Below are 26,634 nucleotides of genomic sequence, written 5' to 3'. Positions count from 1 at the left end.
GGAGCCCCCACTGCGTACTGCATCCGGTGGCTCTCCGTCTCGTGCGGTCCATGTGGTGCGGTGTTCCCCGGCTGCCGCCGGGAGTGCCCCGGCGCCGGGCTCGGCCGCCCGTGCGTCGTGGGGCAACCCACCGGCGCGGAGGGGCCGTTGTGCCCCACGGCCCGGTGGGGGTGGTACTGCTGCGAACGGTACCCTCCCGGGCCCGGTCAGGAGAGGTCCTGCCCCGCTGCTCAGCACATGAACGGCCGGGGCCGGGCCGAGGTGCCCCGGATGGTGCGTCAGCCGGTCGGCGGGCGGACGGAGCGCCCCGGCCCCCGGGGCACCGCCGTCCACCGGGCGCCGCGTCCCGCGGGCCGTACGCGGAGTGCGGGGCGCGGCAGGGGCGGGCGGCGGCACCGCGGGACCGTGGACCGCGGGAGCCGAGCGGCCGGGGGCCCGGCCCGTGGCGCGGGCGCGGACCCGCCGGGCCGGACGGCTCAGGCCGCGATCTCGGCGTGCGCGGCGAGCAGCATGGCCGGGTCCGGGCCCTCCAGGACGGTCGGCTTGGCCAGGCCGTCCAGGACGATGAAGCGCAGCCGGTCGCCACGGGACTTCTTGTCGACCTTCATCGTCTCCAGCAGCTTGGGCCACTGGTCGCCGCGGTAGGTCAGCGGCAGCCCGACGGAGGCGAGGACGGTGCGGTGCCGGTCGGCGGTGGCGTCGTCCAAGCGGCCGGCGATCCGGCCGAGTTCGGCGGCGAAGACCATACCGACGGAAACCGCGGCGCCGTGCCGCCAGTTGTAGCGCTCGTTCTTCTCGATGGCGTGCGCCAGGGTGTGGCCGTAGTTGAGGATCTCGCGCAGACCGGACTCCTTGAGGTCCGCGGAGACCACCTCGGCCTTGACCCGGATCGCCCGCTCGATGAGCTCGGCGGTGTGCGCCCCGTCCGGGCGCTTGGCGGCCTCCGGGTCCGACTCGATCAGGTCGAGGATCGCCGGGTCGGCGATGAAGCCGGCCTTGATGACCTCGGCCAGACCGGAGACGTAGTCGTGCACCGGCAACGAGTCGAGCGCGGCCAGATCGCAGAGCACCCCGGCCGGCGGGTGGAAGGCGCCGACGAGGTTCTTGCCCTCGGCGGTGTTGATGCCGGTCTTACCGCCGACCGCCGCGTCCACCATGCCGAGCACGGTGGTCGGTACGGCGATCCAGCGCACCCCGCGCAGCCAGGTCGCGGCGACGAAACCGGCCAGGTCGGTGGTGGCCCCGCCGCCGACGCCGACGAGCACATCGCTGCGGGTGAAGCCGGACTGCCCGAGCGCCTTCCAGCAGTACGCCGCCACCTCGGCGGTCTTGGCCTCCTCGGCGTTCGGCAGCTGGACGGCGATCGCCTCGTAGCCCTGGGAGGCCAGGTCCTCGCGCAGCGCCTCACCGGTGGCGGCCAGCGCCTCCGGGTGCAGTACGGCCACGCGCTTGACGCCGTCGCCGATCAGGCCCGGGAGCTCACCGAGCAGCTGCCGCCCGACGAGCACCTCGTACGGGTCGGTGCCCGCCGTGCCGCCGACCTGGATACGGGTGGCCTGCTCCGTCATGCCTGTTCCTCCCTGTGGGCGGCCCGCGGGGCGTCTCCCGCGGCCGGCCGTAGCTCCAATGCGTCCATGATCACCTCGGCGACCTGGGCGGGGGTGCGCCCGGCCGTGGCGACCACGGCGCGCGCGACCTCGGTGTACAGCGGGCGGCGGCGCTCCATCAGCTCGCGCCACTGCTTGCGCGGGTTGACGGCCAGCAGCGGGCGGGGCGCGTCCAGCCCCACCCGCTTGACCGCGTCGGCCAGCTCCACGTCCAGGAAGACCACCGGCAGCCCGGACAGCAGCGCCCGGGTGCCCTCGTCGAGGATCGCGCCGCCGCCGAGCGAGAGCACGCCCGGGTGGCACTCCAGGGCGCTGCGGACGGCCGCCCGCTCCAGCTCACGGAAGTGCGGCTCGCCCTGGTCGATGAAGATCTCGGCGATCGGCCGGCCGGCCGTGGCGACGACATCGGCATCGGTGTCGCGGTAGCCGACGCCCAGCCGCTCGGCGAGCAGGGCGCCCACCGTGGACTTGCCGGCCCCGGGCGGGCCGATCAGGACGACGACCGGCGAGGTCACTTGATCGCCAGGTTGTCGAGGAAGCCGCGTACGTTGCGGCGGGTCTCCGGCACGCTGTCGCCGCCGAACTTCTCCAGCAGCGCGTCCGCCAGCACGAGCGCCACCATCGCCTCGGCGACGATGCCGGCGGCCGGCACGGCGCAGACGTCCGAGCGCTGGTGGTGCGCCTTGGCCGCCTCGCCCGTGCTCACATCGATGGTCGCCAGCGCCCGCGGCACCGTCGCGATCGGCTTCATCGCGGCGCGCACCCGCAGCAGTTCACCGGTCGCCAGCCCGCCCTCGGTGCCACCGGAGCGACCCGAGCTGCGCTTGATCCCTTCGTCGGTGGCGACGATCTCGTCGTGCGCCTTCGAGCCCGGCACCCGCGCCAGGTCGAAGCCGTCGCCGACCTCGACGCCCTTGATCGCCTGGATGCCCATGAGGGCCGCGGCCAGCCGCGCGTCCAGCCGCCGGTCCCAGTGGACGTGCGAGCCGAGCCCCACCGGCACGCCGTAGGCCAGCACCTCGACCACGCCGCCGAGGGTGTCGCCGTCCTTGTGGGCCTGGTCGATCTCGGCGACCATCGCCTTGCTCGCGTCCGCGTCCAGGCAGCGCACCGGGTCGGCGTCCAGCTTCTCGACATCGGAGGGCTTCGGGTAGACGCCGTACGGAGCCTTGGCCGCGGCCAGCTCCACGACGTGCGAGACGATCTCGATACCGGCCGCCTCCTTGAGGAAGGACCGGGCGACCGCGCCCAGGGCGACCCGGGCGGCGGTCTCGCGGGCGGAGGCCCGCTCCAGGACCGGACGGGCCTCGTCGAAGCCGTACTTCTGCATTCCGGCGAGGTCGGCGTGGCCGGGGCGGGGGCGGGTCAGCGGCTCGTTACGGGCCAGCGAGTCCAGCACCCCCTGGTCCACCGGGTCGGCCGCCATGACCTGCTCCCACTTGGGCCACTCGGTGTTGCCGACCATCACGGCCACCGGCGAGCCCAGCGACAGGCCGTGCCGCACGCCGCCCAGGAAGGTGACCTCGTCCTGCTCGAACTTCATCCGGGCACCGCGGCCATAGCCGAGCCGGCGCCTGGCCAGTGCGTCCGCCACCAGCTCGGTGGTGATCGGGACCCCGGCCGGAAGGCCTTCCAGCGTCGCCACGAGTGCGGGGCCGTGCGACTCCCCCGCCGTCAGCCAGCGCAACCTGCTCAACGGTGCTCCTCATGTACTGCTCATCCGCGTACGGTCTCCCCCTGATCCTCCCACGTCGCGCCGGTGGGGCGGCGTCCAGTCCAGGGAGCGGACCGCATGCGCGGGGGCGGACCGGGCGGATCAGCGGGCGAGGAGTGCCGCCTCCCCGGCGCTGCGCATCGCGGCGAGCGGCGCCGGCGTGCGCCCCGTCATCTGCTCCACCTGCAGGACGGCCTGGTGGACGAGCAGGTCGAGGCCGCCGACCACGGCGCCGCCGCGGTCGGCCCAGGCGGCGGCCAGCGCCGTCGGCCAGGGCTCGTAGAGGACGTCGAAGAGGGTGCCGGGTCGCGCGGGGACGGCGGCGGCGAGCGCGTCGGTGGTGCCCGCGGGGGTGGTGGCGACGGTCAGCGGCGCCTCGAAGGCCGCGGCGGCGTCCTCCCAGGGGGCGGTGCGGACCGGAACCCCGAGCCGCTCGCCCCAGCCGCGCATCTCCGCGGCCCGTGCGTCGCTGCGGACATATGCGGTGACCTCGCCGGTGCAGATACGGGCGAGGGCGGCGAGCGCCGAGGAGGCGGTGGCGCCGGCGCCCAGCACGGAGGCCCGCTCGACCTGCCGTACCCCGCGCTCGCGCAGCGCGGCGAGCATGCCGGGGATGTCCGTGTTGTCGCCGAGGCGGCGCCCGTCGCCGGTGAGGACGACGGTGTTCACCGCCTCGACCGAGGCCGCGGTCGGGGTGATCTCGTCGAGCAGCGGGATCACCGCGCGCTTGAGCGGCATGGTCAGCGACAGTCCCGCCCAGGTGGCGTCCAGGCGCTCCATGAAGGCGGGCAGGGCCGCTTCGTCGACCTCGTGCCGGCCGTACGTCCAGTCGCTCAGGCCCAACTCCCGGTAGGCGGCGCGGTGCAGTACCGGGGAGAGGGAATGGGCGATCGGGGAACCGAGCACCGCGGCTCGACGGGTGGTGCTCATTACTTGGCTTTCCCGTGTTCCTTTTCGTAGATGCGCCGGTTGCGCTCGTGCTCTTCGTTCGTCTCGGCGAACAGCGTCTTTTCCGGGTTGATCGAGACGAAGTAGTACCAGTTGCCCTTGGCCGGGTCGATGGCCGATTTGAGCGCCACCTCCCCCGGGTTGCCGATCGGGCCCGGCGGCAGTCCCTTGAACTTGTAGGTGTTGTACGGGTCGTTGAAGTTCCGCAGATTGTCGACGGACCCGGTGTCCAGGGTGCTCTGGGATTTCGCGTAGTTCACCGTCGAGTCGAAGTCCAGCAGACCGTAGGTCTCGGTGTTGTTCGGCTTGAGGCGGTTGTAGACGACGCGTGCGACCTTGACGAAGTCGTGCTTGTACTTGCCTTCGGCCTGCGTGAGGCTGGCGACGGTCAGCAGCTGCATCGGCGAGGAGAGGTGGAGCTTTCGGGCATTCCCCTCCAAGTCATACCGCTGGTACACCTGGTTGGCCCGCGCCACCATCTGCTTGAGCACCGCCTGCGGCTTCGCCTTGCCGCCCACGCTGTAGGTCGACGGGTAGAGGAAGCCCTCCAGCGGGTCCTTTATCTTGGGGGAATCATCGGCCCAGGACGGCAGTCCGAGGTTCTTGGCGTCGCTCTTTGCCACGCCCTTGGTCGTGCCGGCCTTGAGATGGAGCTTCTGGTCGATGAGTTTGTAGACGTCGGCGGAGCGCAGCCCTTCCCGGATGGTGAGGCCGTTTCGGCTCTTGGGATCCAGCATCAGCTCGATGGCCGCGGCGCCCGACATCTTCTTGCGGAGGGTATATGTCCCCGGTTGCAGGCTCTGCGCCTTCTTGTTCTCCCCGGCCGCCTCCGTGAAGGCCCCGGCGCTCTTGATGACGCCCTTTTCCTGGAGGATCTGCGCCATTTCGGAAAGCGGCGAACCATCCGGAATGTCGACCTGGATGTCGCCGGAGCCCTCGCCCTCATAATCGGGGGACAAACCGAAGTGGCTCACGAAGAAGTCGTAGCCGAAGTACCCGACGGTGCCCGCGGCGCCGGCGAAGAGCAGGAAGACGACCAGACAGGCCCGGCCGCTGCGCCGCTTGTTCTTCTTGTTGTTCTTCTTGCCGCGGCGGTCGCGCCCGCCCCGGCCGCCCTCGCCCGGGTCCGGGTCGTCGCTTTCGTCGTCCTCGTCGCGATCCGCGAAGAACGCGTGTTCCCGCTCCGGCTCGCGCGGGTCCGGCCCGGCCCGCCAGTCGTCACCCGGGCCGTCGTCGTAGAACGGCTCCGGCTGCTGCGGCCTCTGCTGCGCGGAGTGCGGGGGCTGGTACCGCGGCTGTTCCTGCGTCTGCTGCATCTGCTGGGCCTGCTGGGCCTGCTGCCGCAGATGGTCCGGGTGCGGCGGCGGATAGGCTTCCGGCGTGCCGTAGTAATCGGGGCTCGCGCCGCTGTACGGGTCGACCGGCGGCTGCTGCTGCCCGTAGGGGTCGTACGGGTCGTACGGCACGTGTCCGCCCTGCGGGCCGTCCCAGCCCCCGTGGTACTGCTGCTGCGGATACGGATCCGGCTGCTGCGGGGGGTGCGGGGCGGACTGCCTGCCGCTCCACTGAGGCTGCTGGGCCTGGCCTCCGTAAGGACCCTGCTCTCCGTAGAGCGGGTCCTCGGGGTGCCACGGTTCGGAGCCGTAGCCCCGGCCATACTCGGTCATCGATCCCCTAGAGCCGAGAGGCGGTGCGCTCCGGCCTGGCAGCGCGCTTGCTGGTAACCCGACCGCCTCTACTTGCACGCGCGGCTGTTCGAACGCCGCACATCGCGCGGAACGTTACCGTACCGCGATCAGATGACCACTTCGACGCTCTCGCCCGGAGGGGCCCCCGAGACGCGCTCGGTCTCCAGTGCGCTCTGCAGGATGACCACGGCCGCCGCCTGGTCGACCACCGAGCGGCCCTTCTTGCTCCGCACCCCCGAGGCCCGCAGGCCCTGGGTCGCGGTCACCGTCGACATCCGCTCGTCGACCAGCCGGACCCCTACGGGTGCGATGGCGCGGGCCAGCTCCTGGGCGAAGGCCCGGACCTTGGCCGCGGCCGGCCCCTCTCCCCCGTGGAGGGAGCGGGGCAGACCGACCACGACTTCGAGGGGTTCGTACTCCTCGACGATCGCCTTGAGCCGGCGGTGCGCTGACGGGACGTCACGCCCCGGGACGGTCTCGACGGGGGTGGCGAGGACCCCGTCGGGGTCGCACGAGGCGACCCCGATGCGGGCATCCCCGACATCCACCGCGATGCGCCGGCCGCGTCGCATCTCACTCACGCGCGTCAGGCCGCCTCGGTGACGAGGCGCTCGACGGCCTCGATGGCCTCGGGCACCGCGGCGGCGTTCTGGCCACCGCCCTGGGCGACGTCCGGCTTGCCGCCGCCACCGCCGCCGAGCGTCTTGGCAGCGGCACGGACCAGGTCACCGGCCTTGATGCCGCGCTCGCGGGCGGCCTCGTTGGTGGCGATGACCGTCAGCGGACGGCCGCCCGCCACCGTGAAAAGCGCCACAACGGCGGCCCGGCCGCCCTGGATCCGGCCGCGGACGTCGAGCACCAGCTTGCGCAGGTCGTCGGCGGAGGTGCCGTCCGGGACCTGACCGGCGGCCAGCGCCACCCCGCGCACGTCCTTGGCACCCTCGGCCAGCCCGGCGGCGGCCTGCAGCACCTTCTCGGCGCGGAACTTCTCGATCTCCTTCTCGGCGTCCTTCAGCTTGGCCAGGACACCGGAGATCTTCTCCGGCAGCTCCTCCGGACGCCCCTTGACCAGCTCGGTGAGCTGGGAGACGACGGTGTGCTCGCGGGCCAGGAACCGGTAGGCGTCCACACCGACCAGCGCCTCGACGCGGCGCACGCCGGAGCCGATGGAGGACTCGCCGAGCAGCTTCACCAGACCCAGCTGGGCGGTGTTGTGGACGTGCGTGCCGCCGCACAGCTCCTTGGAGAAGTCGCCGATGGTGACGACCCGGACCCGGTCGCCGTACTTCTCGCCGAACTCGGCGATGGCGCCCTGCTTCTTGGCGTCGTCCATGCTCATGACCTCGGCGTGCACATCGAGCTCACGGGCCAGCACGTCGTTGATCTTCTGCTCGACGTCGGTGAGGACCGTGCCCGGCACGGCGGCCGGCGAGCCGAAGTCGAAGCGGAAGCGGCCCGGGGAGTTCTCCGAACCGGCCTGGGCGGCCGTCGGGCCGAGGGCGTCGCGCAGCGCCTGGTGGGTGAGGTGGGTGGCGCTGTGGGCGCGGGCGATGGCCCGCCGGCGGGTGACGTCGATGGCGGCGTACGCGGCGGAGCCGACCACCACCTCGCCGACCTGGACGACGCCCTTGTGGACCGTGACGCCGGGCACCGGCTGCTGGACGTCGCGGACCTCGACGACGGCGCCGGAGTCCAGCTTGATCCGGCCGGTGTCGGCGAGCTGGCCGCCACCCTCGGCATAGAAGGGGGTGCGGTCCAGGACGACCTCGACCTCGTCGCCCTCGTGGGCGGCGGGGGCCGGGGCGCCGTTCACGAGCAGGCCGACGACGGTCGACTCACCCTCGGTGGCGCTGTAGCCGGTGAACTCCGTGGCGCCTGACGTGTCGGCGACCTCGCGGTAGGCGGACAGATTGGCGTGGCCGCTCTTCTTGGCCTGGGCGTCGGCCTTGGCGCGCTCCCGCTGCTCGGTCATCAGGCGGCGGAAGCCCGACTCGTCCACCGAAAGGCCCTGTTCGGCGGCCATTTCGAGGGTGAGGTCGATCGGGAAGCCCCAGGTGTCGTGGAGCAGGAAGGCCTTGTCGCCGGGCAGGACCGTGCCGCCGCCGGCCTTGGTGTCGGTGACGGCGGAGTCGAGGATGTTGGTGCCGGCCTTCAGCGTCTTGACGAAGGCGGCCTCCTCGGCGAGGGCGACCGTCTCGATGCGGCGGCGGTCCTCCAACAGCTCCGGGTACTGCTGGCCCATGGTCTTGATGACCACGTCCATCAGCTCACCGATGACCAGCCCGGTGGCACCGAGCAGGCGCATGTTGCGGATGGCGCGGCGCATGATGCGGCGCAGGACGTAGCCGCGGCCCTCGTTGCCGGGGGTGACGCCGTCGCCGATGAGCATCGTGGACGTACGGATGTGGTCGGCGACCACGCGCAGCGAGACGTCGGAGTCGTGCGAGTGGCCGTAGCGGACGCCGGTCAGCTCGGTGGCCTTGTCGATGACGACGCGCAGGGTGTCGGTCTCGTACATGTTCTGCACGTCCTGCAGGATCATCGCCAGGCGCTCGAGACCGAGGCCGGTGTCGATGTTCTTGCTGGGCAGCTCGCCGAGGATCTCGAAGTCCTCCTTGCCGGTGCCCTGACCCCGCTCGTACTGCATGAAGACGAGGTTCCAGATCTCGACGTACCGCTCGTCGTTGACGGCCGGGCCGCCCTCGACGCCGAACTCCGGGCCGCGGTCGTAGTTGATCTCGGAGCACGGGCCGCAGGGGCCCGGGACGCCCATGGACCAGTAGTTCTCCTTCTTGCCCAGGCGCTGGATGCGCTCCTTGGGCACGCCGATGACCTCGTGCCAGATGCGCTCGGCCTCGTCGTCGTCGAGGTAGACGGTGATCCAGAGCTTCTCCGGGTCGAGGCCGTAGCCGCCGTCGGCCTGCGAGCCGGTCAGCAGCTCCCAGGCGTAGGTGATGGCGCCTTCCTTGAAGTAGTCGCCGAAGGAGAAGTTGCCGCACATCTGGAAGAAGGTGCCGTGCCGGGTGGTCTTGCCGACCTCTTCGATGTCCGGCGTACGGACGCACTTCTGGACGCTGGTGGCACGCGGGCCGGGCGGCTTGACCTCACCGAGGAAGTACGGCTTGAAGGGGACCATGCCCGCGTTGACGAGCAGCAGCGTCGGGTCGTCCGCGATGAGCGACGCCGACGGCACGACGGTGTGCCCGCGCTCCTCGAAGAAGCGCAGCCAGCGCCTGCGGATTTCAGCCGACTCCATCAGTGGTCCTCATTTCCAGTCGGTCCGGTCAGACCGTGCGGTCCGGTCGTTCTCGTGGTTCGGTACTGCGGTTCGAGCACCGCACGCCGCGGTGCGGGCAGCTCACGCACCTCGGCCGGCTCGCCGATTCCGAGGGCTTCGTGCAGCTGTTCTTCACGGTCCGCCATTCCGGTCCGTACGTCCAATGCAAATTGGCGCAGCCGGTGTCCGGTCTCGACGGCCTTGTCCGCGGCCTGCGCGGCGAGGCTGTCGGGCTGCAGCTTGCGCAGCTTGCGGTGGACCTTGTTGGTGGCCCACACGCCGGCGGCGGCGCCGGTGGTGAACCAGAATGCGCGGCGGAACATCGCGGTGATCAGTCCTTGGAGCGGCGGTTGCGGCGCCCGCCACGGCGGGCGCCGGGCAGGGTACGGCCGACGACGACGGTGCGATCGGCGCGCCCGGTGGCAGGGGCGTCCGCGCCCTTCTTGCCGATCGCGCGGCGCACCCCGTAGCCGAAGGCCGCCACCTTGACCAGCGGGCCCCCGAAGGCGGAGGAGACGGTCGAGGAGAGCGCGGAGGCGTTGGCGGTGACCTCCTGGACGTCGGCCGCGATGGCGTCGACGCGGGCCAGCTGGCTGTGCGCGGAGCGGACTGTCGCGGAGGCGTCGGCCAGGAGCGGGACGGCCTGCTCGGACACCTCGGCCACCATTTTCGTGGTCGCCTTCAGCGTCTGTGCGAGCCTCACCAGCACGAGGGCGAGGAACGACACAAGGATCGCCCAGAAGACGGCCACGAGGATCCCGGCCACCTCTCCACCGGACACGTTGGCACCACTCTCCGACTGGTCTGGTCTGGTTTCGTCCTGCTCGAACGGCAACCTTGACCTTATCGCGCCGCGACTGCCCGCCCGCACCGCGTTCCCGGTGGCGCGCAGCGGATGCCGGGGGAATCCGGCGGCGCGATTGTACGGTCCGCATCCCGCCGAGTACGCTCCGTGTGCCATGCGACGCCTCACGCGCTCCGGCCCCGCCGCCCGCCCCTCCCCCGAGCGTGTCCGGGCACCGCGCAGGCCCGGGAATCTCCCCGCGGAACTCAACCGCTTCATCGGCCGCGGCGACGAACTCGCCGCGCTGGCGCGGGAGCTGGCCTCCGCCCGGCTGGTGACTGTCACCGGACTCGGCGGCGTCGGGAAATCACGGCTTGCCGGACAGAGCGCAGCGATCTTGCAGGATCGCTTCTGCGATGGGGTGTGGCTGGTCGAACTGGCCTCGCTGCGCGAGGCGCACCTGCTCGACCACGCCGTCGCCGAGGTCCTGGCGCCGGACGGCTACGGCGGCCGCCCGGTGCGCGCCGCGCTGTGCGAGCACCTGGCCGACCGTGAGCTGCTGCTCGTTCTCGACGGGTACGAGCACCTGGTCGACGCCTGCGCCGAGCTGACCGCGGAGTTGCTGCGGCGCGCCCCCGGGCTGCGGGTGCTGGCCGCCGGCCGCCGGCCGCTCGGGATCGGCGGCGAACGGATCGTGCCGCTCGCGCCGATGAACACCGCCGACGCGCGGGCCCTGTTCGCCGACCGCGCCGCGTCCGTCGTCGCCGGCTTCACCGTCGGGCCGTCCGACGAGGCGGCGGTCGGCGAACTCTGCGACCGGCTCGATGGCATCCCGCTGGCCCTGGAACTGGCCGCCGGACGGCTGCGCGCGCTGTCCGTGGCCCAGGTGCTGCACCGGCTCGACGACCGTTTCCGGCTGCTGACCGGCAACGCGCGCAGTGTGCTGCCCCGCCATCAGACCCTGCGTACCGCGATCGGCTGGAGCCATGAGCTGTGCACGCCCGCGGAACGGCTGCTGTGGGCGCGACTGTCGGTCTTCGCCGGGCAGTTCGACCTGGAGGCGGCCGAATACGTCTGCTCGGGCCCGGAGCTGCCGGCCGACGAACTCCTCGACGTCCTCGCCGAGTTGGTCGCCCAGTCGGTGCTGGTACGCGAGGAGACCGCGGCCGGGGTGCGCTACCGGATGCTGGACACCGTACGGGCCTACGGCGCGGGCTGGCTGGCGGCGACCGCCGACGGCGAGCGGCTGCGGCGCCGGCACCGCGACTGGTATCTGGGCCTGGCCACCTGGTGCGAGCTGGACTGGTTCAGCCCCCGGCAGGCCGAGATCGCGGCCCGGATCGAGGCCGAGCTGCCCAATCTGCGGGTGGCGCTGGAGCAGAGCCTGCAGAGCCCGGCCGATTCGCACCTGGGCCAGTATCTGGCCGGCACGCTGTGGTTCTACTGGGTGGCCTGCGGACGGCTCGCGGAGGGCCGGCACTGGCTGGACCGGGCCCTGGAGCTGGAGAGCGACCACGACGACGCGCGGATGAAGGCGCTGTGGGTGGCCGGCTATGTCGCGGTGCTCCAGGGGGACACCGTCGCCGCCCTCGGTTCGCTGCAGCGGTGCCGCGACGAGGCCGAGCGGACCGGCAACGCCACCGCCGCCGCGTACGCGCTGCAGCGCACCGGCTGCCTGGCGCTGGTCTGTGACGACATGCCGCGCGCCGAGGAGCTGCTGCGCCGGGCGCTGCGCCACTACCGGGAGGTCGGCGAGCTCAGCATCACGGTGCTGATGGGGCAGGTGGAGCTGGCGATGGCGCTGACCTTCCAGGGCGAGCTGGCGGACGCGGTGCGGCTGTGCGAGGGCGTCCTGGAGGTCTGCGAGGACCACGGTGAGCGCTGGACGCTGGCGTACGCCCAGTTCGTGCTGGCCTGTGCGGCCTGGTCGCGGGGGGACGGCGGGCGGGCGCGGGCGCTGCTGGAGAAGTGCCTGGCCATCGAGCACTCCTTCGGCGATCTGCTGGGCGCGGTGCTGGCGATCGAGCTGCTGGCCCAGGTGACGCTGGGCGAGGGCGACGCGGCGGAGGCGGCGGTGCTGCAGGGCGCCGCGGCGCGGCTGTGGCCGTCGGTCGGGCTGCCGCTGTTCGGCTCGCGCCACTTCCACCAACCGCATGCGCAGTGCGCGGAGCAGGCGCGCGAACGGCTGGGGTCCGAGCGCTACGAGCACTGCCTGCGGGTGGGCGGGCTGCTCGATCTGGACGCGGCGGTGGCCCGGGCCCTGCGGTCCGCGGGCCCGGACTCCGCGGGCCGTCGTGCGCTGCGGCGCATGGCGCCCGGCACGAACGAACCCGCCGCCTCCCCCTCCGCGAGCGGCGGGGAAACGGCGGGCTGAGCGTGGTGCTGCGCCTGCGGTGGTGCTCAGCGGGCGTAGTACTCGACGACGAGCTGCTCGTCGCAGATCACCGGGATCTCCTTGCGGTTCGGGTCCCGGTCGAGGCGGAACGCCAGAGCCTGCAGGTTGACCTCCAGGTAGCGGGGGGTCTCGCCGTCGGGGGCGTAGCCACCCTCACGCGCGACCTGGAAGGGGTGCTTCTCGCGGCTGCGCTCGCGGACCATCACGACATCGCCGGGACGGACGCGGAAGGACGGCTTGTCGACCTTGCGGTCGTTCACCGAGATGTGGCCGTGGACGACCATCTGGCGAGCCTGGTAGATCGTGCGGGCGATGCCCGACCGCAGGACGAGCGCGTCCAGACGGCGCTCAAGCTCGATGATCAGCGCTTCGCCGGTCTTGCCTTCGACCTTCCGAGCGCGGTCGTAGGCACGCGCCATCTGGCGCTCGCTGATGTCGTACTGCGCACGCAGACGCTGCTTCTCCAGCAGCCGGACCTTGTAGTCACTGGACTGCTTGCGGCCGCGGCCGTGCTCGCCGGGCGGGTAGGGACGGGCCTCGAAGTACTTGACGGCCTTCGGCGTCAGCGCAATGCCGAGCGCGCGGGACTTCTTGACCTTGGGACGCGACTGGTTCACGTGGAACGGACCTCCGTGTAAGTTAGGTGAGGCTTACCTTAGCGCGAGGAGAACGCATGTTTCGACCTGGGATCCCCCTGCCCGGTGCTGCTCAGAGCACAGAGGCGGGTCAGCCGCGTCCCAAGGAAGACGCCCAGCAGCCCTCTGCCGCCGAGCGCGTACGAACCCTCGTCGAGTCCCATGGTATGGCGTCCCTGAACGTCCCCGGCGTCGAGGACCCCGACGAGAACGGCCTCTCCGGCCCCGTCTGCCGGACCGTCACATCCGGTGGAGACGTGCTGTTGCTGGTTCCTGGCGACTGTGCCGCGGCCCGGGCCGCGGCCCACGCCCAGGATGACGACCTGGCAGCCGTGATGGAGATCACGGATGTCGCGCCGGTTTCGGTGCCCCATCGCGTCCGCGGACGGGCGTGGATCGCCGGCTGGCTCACCCCCGTACGCAACGCGCAGCGCGCCGAGGCCGCGATGCTGCTGGCGGAGCGGCACCCGGTGGGCGAGCTGCTCGGCCTCGGCGAAGCGCTGCAGCCGGACCCGGCACCGGGCAGGTACGGGCGGGCCGCCTGGATGATGCTGCGCCTGGAGGTCGGGGAGTGCGCGGTGGACGATCTGTGGGGCGCCGACCCCGTCGAGCCCGACGCCTTCGCCGAGGCGGTCCCCGACCCGCTGGTCGCCCATGAGGCGGAGCTGCTGCAGCATCTGCACGCGGCGCACGGCGAGCAGGTGCGCGCGCTGTGTGCCCTGCTGAACGACAGCACCCAGGCGGTCTGCGGGCTGCGCGATCGGGCGGTGCCGGTGAGCCTGGACCGCTTCGGGCTGCGGGTCCGCTTCACCGACGCCGGGCACCGCTCGTTCGACGCGCGGTTCGACTTCCCGGAGCCGGTGCGGGACGTGGCCGGGCTGCGGCGGGCGATGCACCATCTCTTCGAGGCGGCGGGCGCACGGTAGAGCCGGAAGCTCGGGAGCCGGGGGCGCGGCCGGCTAGTCGGTGGTGCCCTCGCCGGCCGCGCCGCGCAGCCGGGCGCGGACCCGCTCGGCGACATCGGCGTAGCGGGCCTCGGCACCGTGCCGGGTCGGTGCGTAGTAGCGCTTGCCGTGCACCTCGTCGGGCGCGTACTGCTGGGCCGCGATGCCGCCCGGCAGGTCGTGCGGATACCGATAGCCCTGACCATGGCCGAGCTTCTGGGCGCCCTTGTAGTGGCTGTCGCGCAGATGGAGCGGCACCGCACCCGCCTGACCGGCCCGGACGTCCGCCAGCGCGGCATCGATCGCGAGATACGCGGCATTCGACTTCGGCGCCAGGGCGAGCGCGATGGTGGCCTGACTGAGGGTGATCCGCGCCTCCGGGAAGCCGATCAGTGCCACGGCCTGGGCCGCGGCGACCGCCGTCTGCAGCGCCGTCGGATCGGCCAGGCCGATGTCCTCGCTCGCCGAGATCATCAGCCGGCGCGCGATGAAGCGCGGGTCCTCGCCGGCCTCGATCATGCGCGCGAGATAGTGCAGCGCGGCATCGACGTCCGAGCCCCGGATGGACTTGATCAGCGCGCTGGCGACGTCGTAGTGCTGGTCGCCGTCCCGGTCGTACTTCACCGCCGCCCGGTCGACGGACTCCTCCAGGGTCCGGAGGGTGATCTCCTTCTCGCCCTTGGACAGTGCGGATCCGGCGCCGGCCTCCAGGGCGGTCAGCGCCCGCCGGGCGTCCCCGCCCGCGATGCGCAGCAGATGCGCCTCGGTGTCCGCGGGGAGGGTCACCGCGCCGGCCAGCCCGCGCGCATCGGTCAGCGCGCGCCGCAGCAGCCCGCGCAGATCGTCGTCCGTGAGGGGTTCGAGGGTCAGCAGCAGCGACCGGGAGAGCAGCGGCGAGATCACCGAGAAATACGGGTTCTCGGTCGTCGCGGCGATCAGGGTCACCCAGCGGTTCTCCACGGCGGGCAGCAGGGAGTCCTGCTGGGCCTTGCTGAAGCGGTGGATCTCGTCGAGGAAGAGGACGGTCTCCTTGCCGTAGCCGCCCGAGGCACGCCGGGCGCCGTCGATGACCGTACGGACCTCCTTGACGCCCGCCGTGATCGCCGACAGCTCCACGAAGCGCTTGTTCGTCGCCTGGCTGACGACATACGCGAGGGTCGTCTTCCCGATGCCGGGCGGCCCCCACAGGAACACCGAGGACGGCCCAGCGGGGCCGCCCGCCCCGCCCCTGCCGTCGTCGCCCACCAGTCGCCGCAACGGCGAGCCCGGCTTGAGCAGATGCTGCTGGCCCACGACCTCGTCGAGGGTGCGCGGACGCATCCGCACGGCGAGCGGGGACCCCGCGGGGTCCTTCTCCTGGCGGTCTTCGGCGGCGGCGGTGAACAGGTCGGGCTCCACGATCACGAGCCTAAGCCACCCCACTGACAACGCCCCGGCCGCCGTCATCGACGGCGGCCGGGGCGTACGGCAGGCTTCGCGCGGTTACGGGATCAATGCACGCACCTACTAGATCAGCGTGCTCCAGTACGACCACCACTTGGTGAGGATCAGCAGCGCGATCACGCCGTACCAGAGCACCGGTACGACCCAGTGGAACTCCAGCACCACGCGCCGCAGCCCCTCGGGGGACGGGATGATGCCGTGCTTGAGGTTGTGCGCGGTCGTGTACCAGAACATCAGGATCGTGACGCACCAGGTCAGCGTGCACCACAGGCACAGCGAGTTGATGCTGTACAGCGACTGGGTCATCAGCCACATGCAGAAGACCACGGCGAGCCCGGTGCCGATGTTCAGCCCGATCCAGTACCAGCGGCGGAAGCGGGCGCCCGCCAGCAGGGCCGTGCCGATCGCGATCACCACGCCGAAGCCGACCAGCCCGGCCATCGGGTTCGGGAAGCCGAAGGCCTCCGCCTGCTTGCTCTGCATGACGTTGCCGCAGGAGATGATCGGGTTGAGGCTGCAGGCCGGCTTGAAGTTCGGGTCCTTCAGCAGCTCGAACTTGTCCAAGGTGATGACCCAGGCCGCCAGCAGACCCAGTGCACCGGTGATCACCAGGAGCAGGGCGAGCCCGCGACCGGAGCCGGTGGCGGGCGCGCCGCTCGCGCGGTCGTCGTCGGTGGACACGTCGTCAAGCGCTGTCGTCGTCATATCGCCGTTTCCGTCGATCCCTCAGGAGATGGGCCTCAGCAGGCGGGCCGGCAAGCGCGGCCGCGCCGTTCATTGTGCCCCAACTCCACCACGCCCCACTGTGCGCTGCGCATAAAGACGAACCCTCCGTACACAGCGTTCTCTCAGCCTGCGCTCCGCCCCGGCCCGACCTGCCGCCCGCTTACGAGCCCGTCCCCGCCACTGTGGCCCACCGGAATCCCTCCGCCGGGATGACGGCACGACCTGGGTTGACACGGGCGCCCGGCAGCACGAGGGGCCCGGACGACAGGTCGCCGCCGGGCCCCACAATGTCCGTCCGCGGGCGGCTCAGCCCAGCGCGCGCCGGATCTCCTCGGCCACCGCGCCCAGCGCGACCGCGGTCTGCTCACCGCTCTCCAGGTCCTTGAGCTGGACCACGCCCTCGGCCAGATCCCGCTCGCCCGCCACGATCGCCAGCCGTGCGCCGGAGCGGTTGGCGGACTTCATGGCGTTCTTCAGGCCCTTGCCGCCGTACGCGAAGTCGGTGGCGACGCCGGCCCGGCGCAGCTCGGTGACCACGCCGAACAGCACCCGGCGGGCCTCCTCGCCGAGCGGTACCGCGTAGACGGCGGTGGCCGCGGGGATGTCGAGCGCGATGCCCTCCGCCTCCAGCGCCAGCACCGTACGGTCGACGCCCAGGGCCCAGCCGACGGACGGCAGCGCGGGGCCGCCGATCATCTCCGAGAGGCCGTCGTAGCGGCCGCCGCCGCCCACCGCGGACTGCGACCCCAGGCCGTCGTGGACGAACTCGAAGGTGGTGCGGGTGTAGTAGTCCAGGCCGCGGACCAGCTTCTCGTCGTCCTCGAAGGCCACGCCCGCCGCGGTCAGCAGCTCCCGCACCTGCTCGTGGTACGCCTTGCAGGCCTCGCAGAGGTAGTCGCGGAGCTTGGGCGCCCCGTCGAGCTGCTTCTGCACCGCCTCGCGCTTGTCGTCCAGGACCCGCAGCGGGTTGATGTCGACCCGGCGCCGGGTGTCCTCGTCGAGGTCGAGCCCGCGCAGGAAGTCCTGCAGCGCCGCTCGGTAGACGGGACGGCACTCCTTGTCACCCAGAGAGTTCAGCAGGATGCGGAAGCTCCGCAGCCCCAGCGCCCGGTACGCCTGGTCCGCCAGGATGATCAACTCGGCGTCCAGCGCCGGGTCCTCGGTGCCGATCGCCTCGGCGCCGACCTGGGAGAAGTGGCGGTAGCGGCCCTTCTGCGGACGCTCGTAGCGGTAGTACGAGCCGGAGTACCAGAGCTTGACCGGGAGGTTGCCCGCCTTGTGGAGGTTGGCCTCCAGTGCGGCACGCAGTACGGACGCTGTGCCCTCGGGGCGCAGCGCGAGCTGGTCACCGCCCTTGGTCTCGAAGGCGTACATCTCCTTGGTCACGATGTCGGTGGACTCACCGACGCCGCGCGCGAACAGCTCGACGTTCTCGAAACCGGGCGTCTCGATGTAGCCGTACCCGGAGTTCTTCAGCGGCGCGGCGATCGCCTCGCGCACCGCGAGATAGGTGGCGGACTGCGGCGGAATCAGGTCGTACGTGCCCTTGGGGGCCTTGAAGGTGCTCACGGAAGCTCTCGTCACATTCCTCGTCGTGGAGCGGCGCTGGAGCCGTCTCCGAGGCCGGCCGCCACCTCCCGCAGGAAGGGGTTGGTGGCGCGCTCGCGGCCGATGGTGGTCTGGGGGCCGTGGCCGGACAGGACGACGGTCGAGTCCTCCAGCGGCAGGCACACGCGCGCCAGCGACTTGAGGATCTCGGCGTGGTCGCCGCCCGGCAGATCGGTGCGTCCGATGGAGCCGGCGAACAGCAGATCGCCCGAGAAGAAGACCGGCGGGATGTCGGCCTGCTCGGGCATCCTGAACGTCACCGACCCCTTGGTATGGCCCGGCGCATGGTCGACGGAGAACTCCATCCCGGCGAGCTGCAGGGCGGACCCGTCGCTCAGCTCCTTGACGTCGTCCGGCTCCCCCACGGTGAGGTCGCCCATCAGCTGCTGACCGAGGGAGCGGCCGATGGCCTTCGCCGGGTCGCTCATCATGTAGCGGTCCTCGGGGTGGATCCAGGCCGGGACGCCGTGCGCGCCGCACACCGGAACGACGGAGGCGACATGGTCGATATGGCCATGGGTGAGGACGACCGCGACGGGCTTGAGCCGATGCTTTTTGACCGCGTCCTCGACTCCTTGGGCCGCCTGGTGGCCCGGGTCGATGATGACGCACTCCTCACCGGCGGCGGGGGCGACCAAGTAGCAGTTGGTGCCCCAGGCCCCGGCGGGGAACCCGGCAATCAGCACGTTCGTCCTTAAAGGTCGGTGTGGAGGTCGGGCCGCGGGGGCCGCTCTCCGGACATCTCGGCAGCTCCAGAGCCTACCGGCGGGACTCCCGGCAGGGCGAACCCGTATACGGTACGGCCACGGCGCATCTCAGTGATCGATGAGCGGACAAGGAGACGACCGGTGGTCAGCAAGGATCAGCGGCGGCGGCAGCTCGCCCGGGAGAAGTTCGAGCGCCAGCAACAACGGCGGACCGCCGCTCAGCGGAAGGCCAAACGCCGCAACGTGATCATCGCGTCCGCCGTGGCCGTCGCCCTGGCCGCCGGCGGCGCCGTCTACGCCTCCGCGGGACTGGCCGGCGGCGGGACGTCCGACCGGGCCGCCGCGGACGGGGCGCCGTCGAAGGCCCCGGACCCCTGCGCCCGGCCCGCGAAGGGCGCACCGTCGGCGAAGACCTGGAAGAAGGAGCCGGCGATGTCGCTCGACACCTCGGCCTCCTACTCCGCGAAGCTGGCGACGACCTGCGGCACGATCGAGCTGAAGCTGGACGCCGGCAAGGCCCCGCACACGGTCAACTCCTTCGCCTTCCTGGCCGGTCAGGGGTATTTCGACCACAGCAAGTGCCACCGGCTGGTCGACGAGGGGATCCACGTCCTGCAGTGCGGTGACCCGAAGGGCACCGGTCAGGGCACCCCCGGCTACACCATTCCGGACGAGAACCTCAAGGATCCCCGGCTCAAGGGCGGTGTCTATCCGGCCGGGACGGTCGCGATGGCCAACCGCTACGACGGCCGGAGCAAGGAGACCCGCAACACCGGTGGCAGCCAGTTCTTCCTCGTCTACCAGGACAGCAAGCTGCCCCCGAACTACACCCCCTTCGGGACGATCACCGGCGGCATGGACGTGCTGCGCAAGATCGCCGACGCGGGTTCGCATCTCGACCAGGCGATCCGCGCCACCGTGCCGAACGCCACCGTCGTGATCAACCGCGCGACCGTGAAGAAGTCCTGACCTGCCGGGCGACCCGGGGGCGGCCCATCGCCGTCCCCGGTGCGCACCGCGAATTCGGTCGCGCTGGATGCGGACAGCCGAGCGCCGTTCGCCTAGATTGGCGTTGTGTAGGGTGCCTGCTCCGACGGCTGCCACCCTCACCCGCAAGTCAGCCCGTCGGACCGGCCAGGGCGTGGCTCTGCCGGACAGAAACTGTGGACGATGCCGGGGGGCCGCACGCCCCCGTCGGCATCATGTGGAGGAGGCGCTGTGAGCAGCGACCCATGGGGCCGCGTCGATGAGACGGGGACCGTGTACGTGCGTACCGCCGATGGCGAGCAGGTCGTCGGATCGTGGCAGGCAGGAACTCCCGAGGAGGCCCTCGCCTACTTCGAGCGCAAGTATGAGGGCCTGGTCGTCGAGATCGGCCTCCTCGAGCGCCGGGTCAAGACCACCGACCTGTCGGCGAAGGACGCGACGACCGCGATCGAGCACCTGCGCACCCAGGTCGACGAACACCACGCGGTGGGCGATCTGGACGCGCTCAAGAAGCGGCTGGACAAGCTCGTCGAGGCCGTCGAGTCGCGTCGCGAGGAGCGCAAGGCGCAGAAGGCCAAGCAGAGCGACGAGGCGCGGCAGGCCAAGGAGAAGCTGGTCGCCGAGGCCGAGGAGCTGGCGGCCAGTGAGCAGTGGCGGGCCGCCGGTGAGCGGCTGCGCGCGCTGGTGGACACCTGGAAGAGCCTGCCGCGGCTCGACCGCAAGGCGGACGACGAGCTGTGGCACCGCTTCTCGCACGCCCGCTCGGCGTTCTCCAAGCGGCGCAAGGCCCACTTCGCGTCGCTGGACGCCCAGCGCGAGGAGTCCCGCAAGGCGAAGGAGAAGCTGGTCGCCGAGGCCGAGTCGCTGTCGCACTCGACGGACTGGGGGGCCACCGCGGCCCGCTACCGCGAGCTGATGGCGGACTGGAAGGCCGCGGGCCGGGCCCAGCGCGAGCACGAGGACGGCCTGTGGAACCGCTTCCGCGGCGCCCAGGACATCTTCTTCCAGGCGCGCGGTGAGGTCTTCGCGGAGCGCGACGCCGAGCAGCGGGAGAATCTGACCCGCAAGGAGGAGCTGGCCGTCGAGGCCGAGAAGCTGCTCCCGGTGTCGGACCTGAAGGCCGCCCGTGCGGCGTTCCGCTCGATCAACGAGCGGTGGGAGGCCATCGGCCACGTCCCCCGGGACGCCCGCCCGAAGATCGAGGGGCGGATGCACGCCGTCGAGCGCGCCATCCAGGACGCCGAGGAGAACGAGTGGCGCCGTACGAATCCGGAGGCGCGGGCCCGCGCCGCGGGGCTCACCGGCCAGCTCCAGGACGCGGTCGACAAGCTGCAGAAGCAGATCGACACGGCCCGGGCGGCCGGCAACGACGCCAAGGCCGACAAACTCGGCCGTGAGCTGGAGGGCCGCAAGGCACTGCTGGACCAGGCGCTGAAGGGCCTGGAGGAGTTCGGCGGCTAGCGCAGCACAGCAGGCGGCCCCGGTACGGATTCCGTACCGGGGCCGCCTGCTGTGCGCGCCACTACGGCCGGCGCGCCGACGTCACCCGATACACGTCATACACGCCCTCCACACCCCGGACCGCCTTCAGGACATGGCCCAGATGCTTGGGGTCGCCCATCTCGAAGGTGAAGCGGGAGGTGGCGACGCGGTCCCGGGAGGTCTGGACGGCCGCCGAGAGGATGTTGACGTGCTGGTCGGACAGGATCCGGGTGACGTCCGACAGGAGGCGGGACCGGTCCAGCGCCTCGACCTGGATGGCGACCAGGAAGACCGAGGACTGGGTGGGCGCCCACTCGACCTCCAGGATCCGCTCCGGCTGCCGGGACAGCGAGTCCACGTTGACGCAGTCGGCACGGTGCACCGAGACGCCGTTGCCGCGGGTGACGAAGCCGATGATGGGGTCGCCCGGCACCGGAGTACAGCAGCGGGCCAGCTTGACCCACACATCGTCGACGCCCTTGACGACCACACCCGGGTCGGCGCTGGACCGGCGCTTGGAGCGCGGCCGGATCGGCGTCGACTCGGCGATGTCCTCGGTGGCCTCGTCCTGGCCGCCGAGCGCCTGCACCAGCTTCTGGACGACGCCCTGCGCGGCGACATGGCCCTCGCCGATGGCGGCGTAGAGGGAGGAGATGTCCGGGTAGCGCATCTCGTGCGCGAGGGTGACCAGGGAGTCGCCGGTCAGGATCCGCTGGATCGGCAGGTTCTGCTTGCGCATGGCCCGCGCGATGGCGTCCTTGCCCTGCTCGATCGCCTCGTCGCGGCGCTCCTTGGAGAACCAGCCGCGGATCTTGTTGCGGGCGCGCGGGGACTTGACGAAGCCGAGCCAGTCGCGGGACGGGCCGGCGCCCGTCGCCTTGGAGGTGAAGACCTCGACCAAGTCGCCGTTGTCCAGGGTCGATTCGAGTGGTACGAGGCGCCCGTTGACCCTGGCCCCTATCGTGCGGTGGCCGACCTCGGTGTGCACCGCGTACGCGAAGTCGACGGGGGTGGCACCGGCCGGCAGCGCTATGACATCGCCCTTCGGCGTGAACACGAAGACCTCGTTGCGCGACAGGTCGAAGCGCAGCGACTCCAGGAACTCGCCCGGGTCCTCGGTCTCCTTCTGCCAGTCCAGCAACTGCCGCAGCCAGGCCATGTCGTTGACCGTGTCCTGGCCCTTGCCGGCCTTGCCGGCGGCGGACTTCGGGACGTCCGTACGGATCTTGGAGGCGCCCGCCACCGCCTCCTGCTTGTACTTCCAGTGCGCGGCGATGCCGTACTCGGCGCGGCGGTGCATGTCGAAGGTACGGATCTGGAGCTCAACGGGCTTGCCGCTGGGGCCGATCACGGTCGTGTGCAGCGACTGGTACATGTTGAACTTGGGCATCGCGATGTAGTCCTTGAACCGGCCGGGGACCGGGTTCCATCGCGCGTGGATGGTGCCGAGGGCCGCGTAGCAGTCGCGGACCGTGTCGACGAGGACGCGGATGCCCACCAGGTCGTAGATCTCGGCGAAGTCGCGTCCGCGGACGATCATCTTCTGGTAGACGCTGTAGTAGTGCTTCGGGCGGCCGGTGACCGTGGCCTTGATCCGGGCGGACCGCAGATCGGCCTGGACCTCGTCGGTCACTATCGCCAGATACTCGTCCCGCTTGGGCGCCCGCTCGGCGACCAGCCGCACGATCTCGTCGTACATCTTGGGGTAGAGGATCGCGAAGGAAAGATCCTCCAGCTCCCACTTGATGGTGTTCATGCCCAGGCGGTGGGCGAGCGGTGCGTAGATCTCCAGCGTCTCGCGGGCCTTCTTCTCCTGCTTCTCCCGCTTGAGGTACCGCATGGTGCGCATGTTGTGCAGCCGGTCGGCGAGCTTGATGACCAGGACTCGCGGGTCCTTGGCCATCGCGACGACCATCTTGCGGACGGTCTCGGCCTGCGCGGCCTCGCCGAACTTGACGCGGTCGAGCTTGGTGACGCCGTCGACCAGCAGCGCGACCTGATCGCCGAAGTCGTTCCGCAGGGTGTCCAGGCCGTACTCGGTGTCCTCGACGGTGTCGTGCAGCAGGCCGGCCATCAGCGTCGCCGGGTCCATGCCCAGCTCGGCGAGGATCGTCGTCACCGCGAGGGGGTGGGTGATGTACGGGTCGCCGCTCTTGCGCTTCTGGCCGCGGTGCCAGCGCTCGGCGACCTGGTAAGCCCGCTCGATCTGCCGCAGCGTGGCGGTCTCGATCTTGGGGTCGTTGCCGCGGACGGCCCGCAGCAGCGGCTCCAGGACCGGGTTGTACGGGCTGGAGCGCTGTACGCCCAGCCGGGCGAGGCGGGCCCGTACGCGGTTCGGGGAGCCGGAGCGGCCGGCGGGGGTGGGCGGCAGCGGCCGGGACGCGACCGGCTGGTCGGCCTTGGCCGGCGGCTTGTCCGCGCGGGACGGCGTCGGGGCCGGCTGGGACGAGGAAGCGGCGGAGCCCGCCTCGGGGGCCTTGCCGCCCCGCTCGGCGGGCGACCCGGACGCGGCGGACCGGCCGGCCGGCCGGGGCCCGCCGGCACCGTCGGGGGCGCCCTGCCGCCCGGACTCGGGCGCGCGGGGGGAAGCCGCGTCCGTCGGCTTCGGCTCATCCGGGCGCGCGGCGTCGGTTCCCGCCGGACGCGTTCCGGGGGAGAGCGGCTGGGCCTCGTCTGGCAAGAGCACTCCTCAGGCGGTTCCGGACCCCAGTGCCTCGAACGGGCCGGGGTGCCATGGTATCGACCCCGGGCGGACAACTCCCCCGCGGCCATGGGTCCGTACATGACACAGCAGCAGGGGCACCCGAATTCTTCCGGGTGCCCCTGCGACGTGGTGCGGAGTGAGACCGGCTCAGACCGTGATCAAGGCCTCCAGCGGAGCGCCCTTCAGGCCCGGCTCCAGCCGCTGCCGCCCGGCCAGGAAGCCGAGCTCCAGCAGCACCGCCAGGCCCGCGACCTCGGCACCCGCACGCCGGATGAGCTGCAACGACGCATCGGCGGTCCCTCCGGTGGCGAGCACGTCGTCGATCACCAGCACCCGGTCGCCCGGGTCCAGCGCATCGGCGTGCAGCTCGATCTCGGCCGTGCCGTACTCCAGCTCGTAGGCCTGCCCGAGGGTCGCACCGGGCAGCTTGCCCGCCTTGCGTACGGGCACGAAGCCGACGGCGGCGCGGACCGCGACCGGGGCGGCGAGGATGAAGCCGCGCGCCTCCAGGCCCACGACCTTGTCCACGCGGAACCGCGCGCACAGATCGACGAAGGCGTCGGTCAGCGCGCCGAAGGCGACCGGGTCGGCCAGCAGCGGGGTGATGTCCTTGAACACCACGCCCGGCTGCGGGTGGTCCGGGACGTCCGATATCCGGCTGAGCAGCAGCTCGCGCAGGGCGGCGGGGGCCCTCATCGGCGCTTGCCCGACGGGCGGCCGCGTCCGCGGTTGCGGGAGGCGGGCTGCCGGCGCGGTCCGACGACCGCGGCGCCGTCGGCGTCCTCGGCATCAGGGCCCTCGACGTCCTCGGCCTGCGGGCTCTCCTGGTTCGCCTCCTTGGCGGCGGCTGCGGCACGCTTCGCCTGCACCCGCTTGGCCAGCGCCTTCATCTGTGGCTCATGGCTCTTCAGCTCGGCGACCAGCGGGGTCGCGATGAAGATCGAGGAGTATGCACCGGCGGCGAGACCGACGAACAGGGCCAGCGAGATGTCGTTGAGCATGCCCGCGCCCAGCACACCGCCGCCGACGAACAGCAGACCGGCGACCGGCAGCAGCGCCACCACGGTGGTGTTGATGGACCGCACCAGGGTGCTGTTGATGGAGCGGTTGGCGATCTCGCTGTAGGTGAAGCGGGTCTGCTTGGTGATGTCCTTCGAGGCCTCCTTGAGGCTGTCGAAGACGACCACCGTGTCGTACAGGGAGTAACCGAGGATCGTCAGCAGACCGATGACCGTGCCCGGGGTGACCTCGAAGCCGACCAGGGCGTAGACACCGACCGTGATGGTGAGGTCGTGGATGAGCGCGACCAGGGCGGCGAGCGCCATCCGCCACTCGAAGGCGACGGCCAGGTAGAGCACCACGAGGACCATGAAGATCCCCAGGCCCAGCCAGGCCTTGTTGGCGATCTGCTCACCCCAGCTCGGACCGACCAGCTGCGTGTTGACGTCCTTGACCTGGACGTTCAGGTCCTTGGCGAGCTCCTCCTGGACCGGCAGCGCCTGCTTGGTGTCCAGACCGCTGATCTGGATGCGCAGCGCGCCGCCGCCGAGCTTCTGCACCACGGCCTGGTGGCCGCCCGCCGCCGACTCGGCCTGGTGCTGCGCCTCCGAGGCGGAGACCGAGGTCTTCGGGGTGGTGAAGACCGCGCCGCCGGAGAACTCGATGCCCATGTTCAGACCGCGCACCGCCAGGCCGACGATGGCCGTGATGGTGATGAGGATCGAGAGGCCGTACCAAATCTTCCGTTTGCCGATGAAGTCATAGCCGACCTCGCCGCGGTAGAGCCGGGCGCCGATGTTTCCGAGCTTGGACATCACGCCTCCTTCGTCTGGGTCGGGGCGCTGGCGCGGCGGCGGCGCAGCGGTGGCCTGGCGCCCAGGCGCTTGGGATCGAGGCCGGACCAGGGGTGGCCGTCGGCGAAGAACTTCCGCCGGGCCAGGAGCGTCATCAGCGGCTTGGTGAAGAAGAAGACCACGACGACATCGAGCACGGTGGTCAGGCCGAGCGTGAACGCGAAGCCCTTCACCTTGCCGACGGTGACGATGAACAGCACCGCGGCGGCCAGGAACGACACGAAGTCGGAGACCAGGATCGTGCGGCGGGCGCGCGGCCAGCCGCGCTCGACGGCAGGGCGCAGGGTGCGGCCCTCACGGATCTCGTCCCGGATGCGTTCGAAGTAGACGATGAACGAGTCGGCGGTGATACCGATGGCGACGATGGCGCCGCAGACCGCCGGGAGGTTCAGCGCGAACCCGATGGCCGGTCCGAGCAACGTCATGATCGCGTACGTCAGGATCGCCGAGACACACAGGCTCGCCAGCGCGACCAGCGACAGGCCCCGGTAGTAGGCGATGAGGTAGAGGACGACCAGCCCGAGGCCGATGGCGCCGGCGATCAGACCGGCGTGCAGCTGCTCACCGCCGAGCGCCGCGGTGACCGTGGTCTCGTCGTCGATCTTGAAGGAGAGCGGCAGGGCGCCGTAGGACAGCATGTTGCCGAGGTCCTCGGCGGACTTCTGGGTGAAGCCGCCGGAGATGGTGGCGTTGCCGCCGTTGAGCCGCTCACTGACGCGCGGGGCGGAGACCACCGCGCCGTCCAGGATGATCGCGAACTGGTTCTGCGGCTGCGCCTTGGTGGCGAGCTTGCCGGTGACGTCAGCGAACTTCTTGCCGCCCTCGGAGGTGAAGTCCATCTGGACGATCCAGCCCTGGCCCTGCTGGCTGTCGAAGACGGCCTTGGCGTCCTTGACGTCCGTGCCCTCGACCCCGACCGGGCCGAGCGCGTACTTCTGGCTGCCGTCGTCATGGCAGGCCACGACCGGGTCGGACGGCTTGGTGGCGGCGGCCTTCTGACCGGCGGCGGCGCGGCTCGCCTTGGTGGAGCAGTCCAGGGCGTTCAGCTGCTTCTGGAGGGCCGGCGGGATGCCCGCGCCACCGGGGGGCGGGGATGCCGCCGGCCCTCCAGAAGCAGCTGAACGCCCTGGAC

At 71.4% G+C, this 26,634-nt stretch carries 22 protein-coding genes; 4 read left to right on the top strand and 18 right to left on the bottom strand.

The genetic code is table 11. The features are described from left to right. Positions 1 to 476 precede the first annotated feature (476 nt). The 9 genes from aroB to EST92_RS19170 form a co-directional block, all read right to left on the bottom strand. Positions 477 to 1,568, bottom strand: coding sequence for a 3-dehydroquinate synthase (gene aroB / locus EST92_RS19210; RefSeq protein ID WP_129282114.1), 1,092 nt, complete (start codon positions 1,566 to 1,568; stop codon positions 477 to 479). Further along, positions 1,565 to 2,122, bottom strand: coding sequence for a shikimate kinase (locus EST92_RS19205; protein ID WP_129282113.1), 558 nt, complete (start codon positions 2,120 to 2,122; stop codon positions 1,565 to 1,567). The genes aroB and EST92_RS19205 overlap by 4 nt, the downstream gene beginning before the upstream one ends. Beyond that, complete coding sequence (gene aroC, locus EST92_RS19200; RefSeq protein WP_129282112.1) at positions 2,119 to 3,303, bottom strand: chorismate synthase; 1,185 nt, start codon at positions 3,301 to 3,303, stop codon at positions 2,119 to 2,121. Before aroC ends, EST92_RS19205 begins: the two co-directional genes overlap by 4 nt. Positions 3,304 to 3,423: 120 nt before the next feature. Then, the gene (locus tag EST92_RS19195) at positions 3,424 to 4,251 is read right to left on the bottom strand and encodes a shikimate dehydrogenase (RefSeq protein WP_129282111.1); all 828 of its coding nucleotides are present in this window, start codon (positions 4,249 to 4,251) and stop codon (positions 3,424 to 3,426) included. Continuing rightward, positions 4,251 to 5,936, bottom strand: coding sequence for an endolytic transglycosylase MltG (gene mltG / locus EST92_RS19190; protein WP_129282110.1), 1,686 nt, complete (start codon positions 5,934 to 5,936; stop codon positions 4,251 to 4,253). The genes EST92_RS19195 and mltG overlap by 1 nt, the downstream gene beginning before the upstream one ends. Before the next feature lie 128 nt (positions 5,937 to 6,064). After that, entirely contained in the window at positions 6,065 to 6,529 is a 465-nt protein-coding gene (gene ruvX / locus EST92_RS19185) for a Holliday junction resolvase RuvX (protein ID WP_129250118.1), read from the bottom strand. A gap of 14 nt (positions 6,530 to 6,543) precedes the next feature. Continuing rightward, on the bottom strand, positions 6,544 to 9,213 hold the full coding sequence (gene alaS, locus EST92_RS19180) for an alanine--tRNA ligase (RefSeq protein WP_129282109.1): 2,670 nt from the start codon (positions 9,211 to 9,213) through the stop codon (positions 6,544 to 6,546). After that, entirely contained in the window at positions 9,213 to 9,557 is a 345-nt protein-coding gene (locus tag EST92_RS19175) for a DUF6167 family protein (protein WP_129282108.1), read from the bottom strand. Before EST92_RS19175 ends, alaS begins: the two co-directional genes overlap by 1 nt. A gap of 8 nt (positions 9,558 to 9,565) precedes the next feature. Further along, positions 9,566 to 10,015, bottom strand: a complete 450-nt coding sequence (locus EST92_RS19170) for a DUF948 domain-containing protein (protein WP_254068910.1) — start codon at positions 10,013 to 10,015, stop codon at positions 9,566 to 9,568. Positions 10,016 to 10,193: 178 nt separating this feature from the next. On the opposite strand from EST92_RS19170, the gene EST92_RS19165 reads away from it, so the two are divergent. Continuing rightward, positions 10,194 to 12,392: a tetratricopeptide repeat protein gene (locus EST92_RS19165; protein WP_129282107.1), complete on the top strand. Its 2,199-nt coding sequence runs from the start codon at positions 10,194 to 10,196 to the stop codon at positions 12,390 to 12,392. A gap of 26 nt (positions 12,393 to 12,418) precedes the next feature. Here the strand turns inward: EST92_RS19165 and rpsD are convergent, their stop codons facing one another. Continuing rightward, the gene (rpsD, locus tag EST92_RS19160) at positions 12,419 to 13,030 is read right to left on the bottom strand and encodes a 30S ribosomal protein S4 (protein ID WP_086718482.1); all 612 of its coding nucleotides are present in this window, start codon (positions 13,028 to 13,030) and stop codon (positions 12,419 to 12,421) included. 185 nt (positions 13,031 to 13,215) lie between these two features. On the opposite strand from rpsD, the gene EST92_RS19155 reads away from it, so the two are divergent. Beyond that, complete coding sequence (locus tag EST92_RS19155) at positions 13,216 to 13,974, top strand: DUF2470 domain-containing protein (RefSeq protein WP_129282106.1); 759 nt, start codon at positions 13,216 to 13,218, stop codon at positions 13,972 to 13,974. Between the two features lie 33 nt (positions 13,975 to 14,007). Here EST92_RS19155 and EST92_RS19150 read toward each other — a convergent pair whose 3' ends face one another. The 4 genes from EST92_RS19150 to EST92_RS19135 form a co-directional block, all read right to left on the bottom strand. Continuing rightward, positions 14,008 to 15,390: a replication-associated recombination protein A gene (locus tag EST92_RS19150; RefSeq protein WP_129282105.1), complete on the bottom strand. Its 1,383-nt coding sequence runs from the start codon at positions 15,388 to 15,390 to the stop codon at positions 14,008 to 14,010. Positions 15,391 to 15,498: 108 nt separating this feature from the next. Continuing rightward, positions 15,499 to 16,140, bottom strand: a complete 642-nt coding sequence (locus EST92_RS19145) for a vitamin K epoxide reductase family protein (protein WP_129282104.1) — start codon at positions 16,138 to 16,140, stop codon at positions 15,499 to 15,501. A gap of 327 nt (positions 16,141 to 16,467) precedes the next feature. Then, positions 16,468 to 17,730 (bottom strand): histidine--tRNA ligase, encoded by a 1,263-nt coding sequence (gene hisS, locus EST92_RS19140; RefSeq protein ID WP_129282103.1) that lies wholly within the window; start codon positions 17,728 to 17,730, stop codon positions 16,468 to 16,470. 11 nt (positions 17,731 to 17,741) lie between these two features. After that, complete coding sequence (locus EST92_RS19135; RefSeq protein ID WP_129282102.1) at positions 17,742 to 18,455, bottom strand: MBL fold metallo-hydrolase; 714 nt, start codon at positions 18,453 to 18,455, stop codon at positions 17,742 to 17,744. Between the two features lie 162 nt (positions 18,456 to 18,617). Between EST92_RS19135 and EST92_RS19130 the strand changes: the two genes are divergently transcribed. Both EST92_RS19130 and EST92_RS19125 read left to right on the top strand, forming a co-directional pair. Further along, entirely contained in the window at positions 18,618 to 19,445 is an 828-nt protein-coding gene (locus EST92_RS19130; RefSeq protein WP_129282101.1) for a peptidylprolyl isomerase, read from the top strand. 249 nt (positions 19,446 to 19,694) lie between these two features. Beyond that, the gene (locus EST92_RS19125) at positions 19,695 to 20,924 is read left to right on the top strand and encodes a DUF349 domain-containing protein (RefSeq protein WP_129282100.1); all 1,230 of its coding nucleotides are present in this window, start codon (positions 19,695 to 19,697) and stop codon (positions 20,922 to 20,924) included. A gap of 61 nt (positions 20,925 to 20,985) precedes the next feature. Here EST92_RS19125 and EST92_RS19120 read toward each other — a convergent pair whose 3' ends face one another. The 4 genes from EST92_RS19120 to secD all read right to left on the bottom strand — a co-directional run. Then, positions 20,986 to 23,625 carry a bifunctional (p)ppGpp synthetase/guanosine-3',5'-bis(diphosphate) 3'-pyrophosphohydrolase gene (locus EST92_RS19120; protein ID WP_129282099.1) on the bottom strand — a complete coding sequence of 880 codons (2,640 nt, stop codon included), beginning with the start codon at positions 23,623 to 23,625 and terminating at the stop codon, positions 20,986 to 20,988. A gap of 171 nt (positions 23,626 to 23,796) precedes the next feature. Continuing rightward, the gene (locus tag EST92_RS19115; RefSeq protein WP_129282098.1) at positions 23,797 to 24,345 is read right to left on the bottom strand and encodes an adenine phosphoribosyltransferase; all 549 of its coding nucleotides are present in this window, start codon (positions 24,343 to 24,345) and stop codon (positions 23,797 to 23,799) included. Next, positions 24,342 to 25,463, bottom strand: a complete 1,122-nt coding sequence (gene secF, locus EST92_RS19110; protein WP_129282097.1) for a protein translocase subunit SecF — start codon at positions 25,461 to 25,463, stop codon at positions 24,342 to 24,344. Before secF ends, EST92_RS19115 begins: the two co-directional genes overlap by 4 nt. Beyond that, a partial coding sequence (gene secD / locus EST92_RS19105) for a protein translocase subunit SecD (protein WP_129282096.1) occupies positions 25,463 to 26,634 on the bottom strand: 1,172 nt, incomplete at its 5' end. The genes secD and secF, both read right to left, overlap by 1 nt.

The sequence above is a fragment of the Streptomyces sp. TM32 genome, assembly GCF_004122755.1.
Lineage (GTDB): Bacteria > Actinomycetota > Actinomycetes > Streptomycetales > Streptomycetaceae > Streptomyces > Streptomyces sioyaensis.
This window is presented reverse-complemented; position numbering and strand designations above follow the sequence as displayed.

Coding starts and splice junctions, on each gene's coding strand:
- EST92_RS19165 (WP_129282107.1), top strand. CDS start 10,194: ATGCGACGCCTCACGCGCTCCGGCCCCGCCGCCCGCCCCTCCCCCGAG.
- EST92_RS19115 (WP_129282098.1), bottom strand. CDS start 24,345: ATGAGGGCCCCCGCCGCCCTGCGCGAGCTGCTGCTCAGCCGGATATCG.
- EST92_RS19145 (WP_129282104.1), bottom strand. CDS start 16,140: ATGACGACGACAGCGCTTGACGACGTGTCCACCGACGACGACCGCGCG.
- mltG (WP_129282110.1), bottom strand. CDS start 5,936: ATGACCGAGTATGGCCGGGGCTACGGCTCCGAACCGTGGCACCCCGAG.
- EST92_RS19155 (WP_129282106.1), top strand. CDS start 13,216: ATGGCGTCCCTGAACGTCCCCGGCGTCGAGGACCCCGACGAGAACGGC.
- secF (WP_129282097.1), bottom strand. CDS start 25,463: ATGTCCAAGCTCGGAAACATCGGCGCCCGGCTCTACCGCGGCGAGGTC.
- aroB (WP_129282114.1), bottom strand. CDS start 1,568: ATGACGGAGCAGGCCACCCGTATCCAGGTCGGCGGCACGGCGGGCACC.
- EST92_RS19175 (WP_129282108.1), bottom strand. CDS start 9,557: ATGTTCCGCCGCGCATTCTGGTTCACCACCGGCGCCGCCGCCGGCGTG.
- ruvX (WP_129250118.1), bottom strand. CDS start 6,529: ATGCGACGCGGCCGGCGCATCGCGGTGGATGTCGGGGATGCCCGCATC.
- EST92_RS19195 (WP_129282111.1), bottom strand. CDS start 4,251: ATGAGCACCACCCGTCGAGCCGCGGTGCTCGGTTCCCCGATCGCCCAT.
- alaS (WP_129282109.1), bottom strand. CDS start 9,213: ATGGAGTCGGCTGAAATCCGCAGGCGCTGGCTGCGCTTCTTCGAGGAG.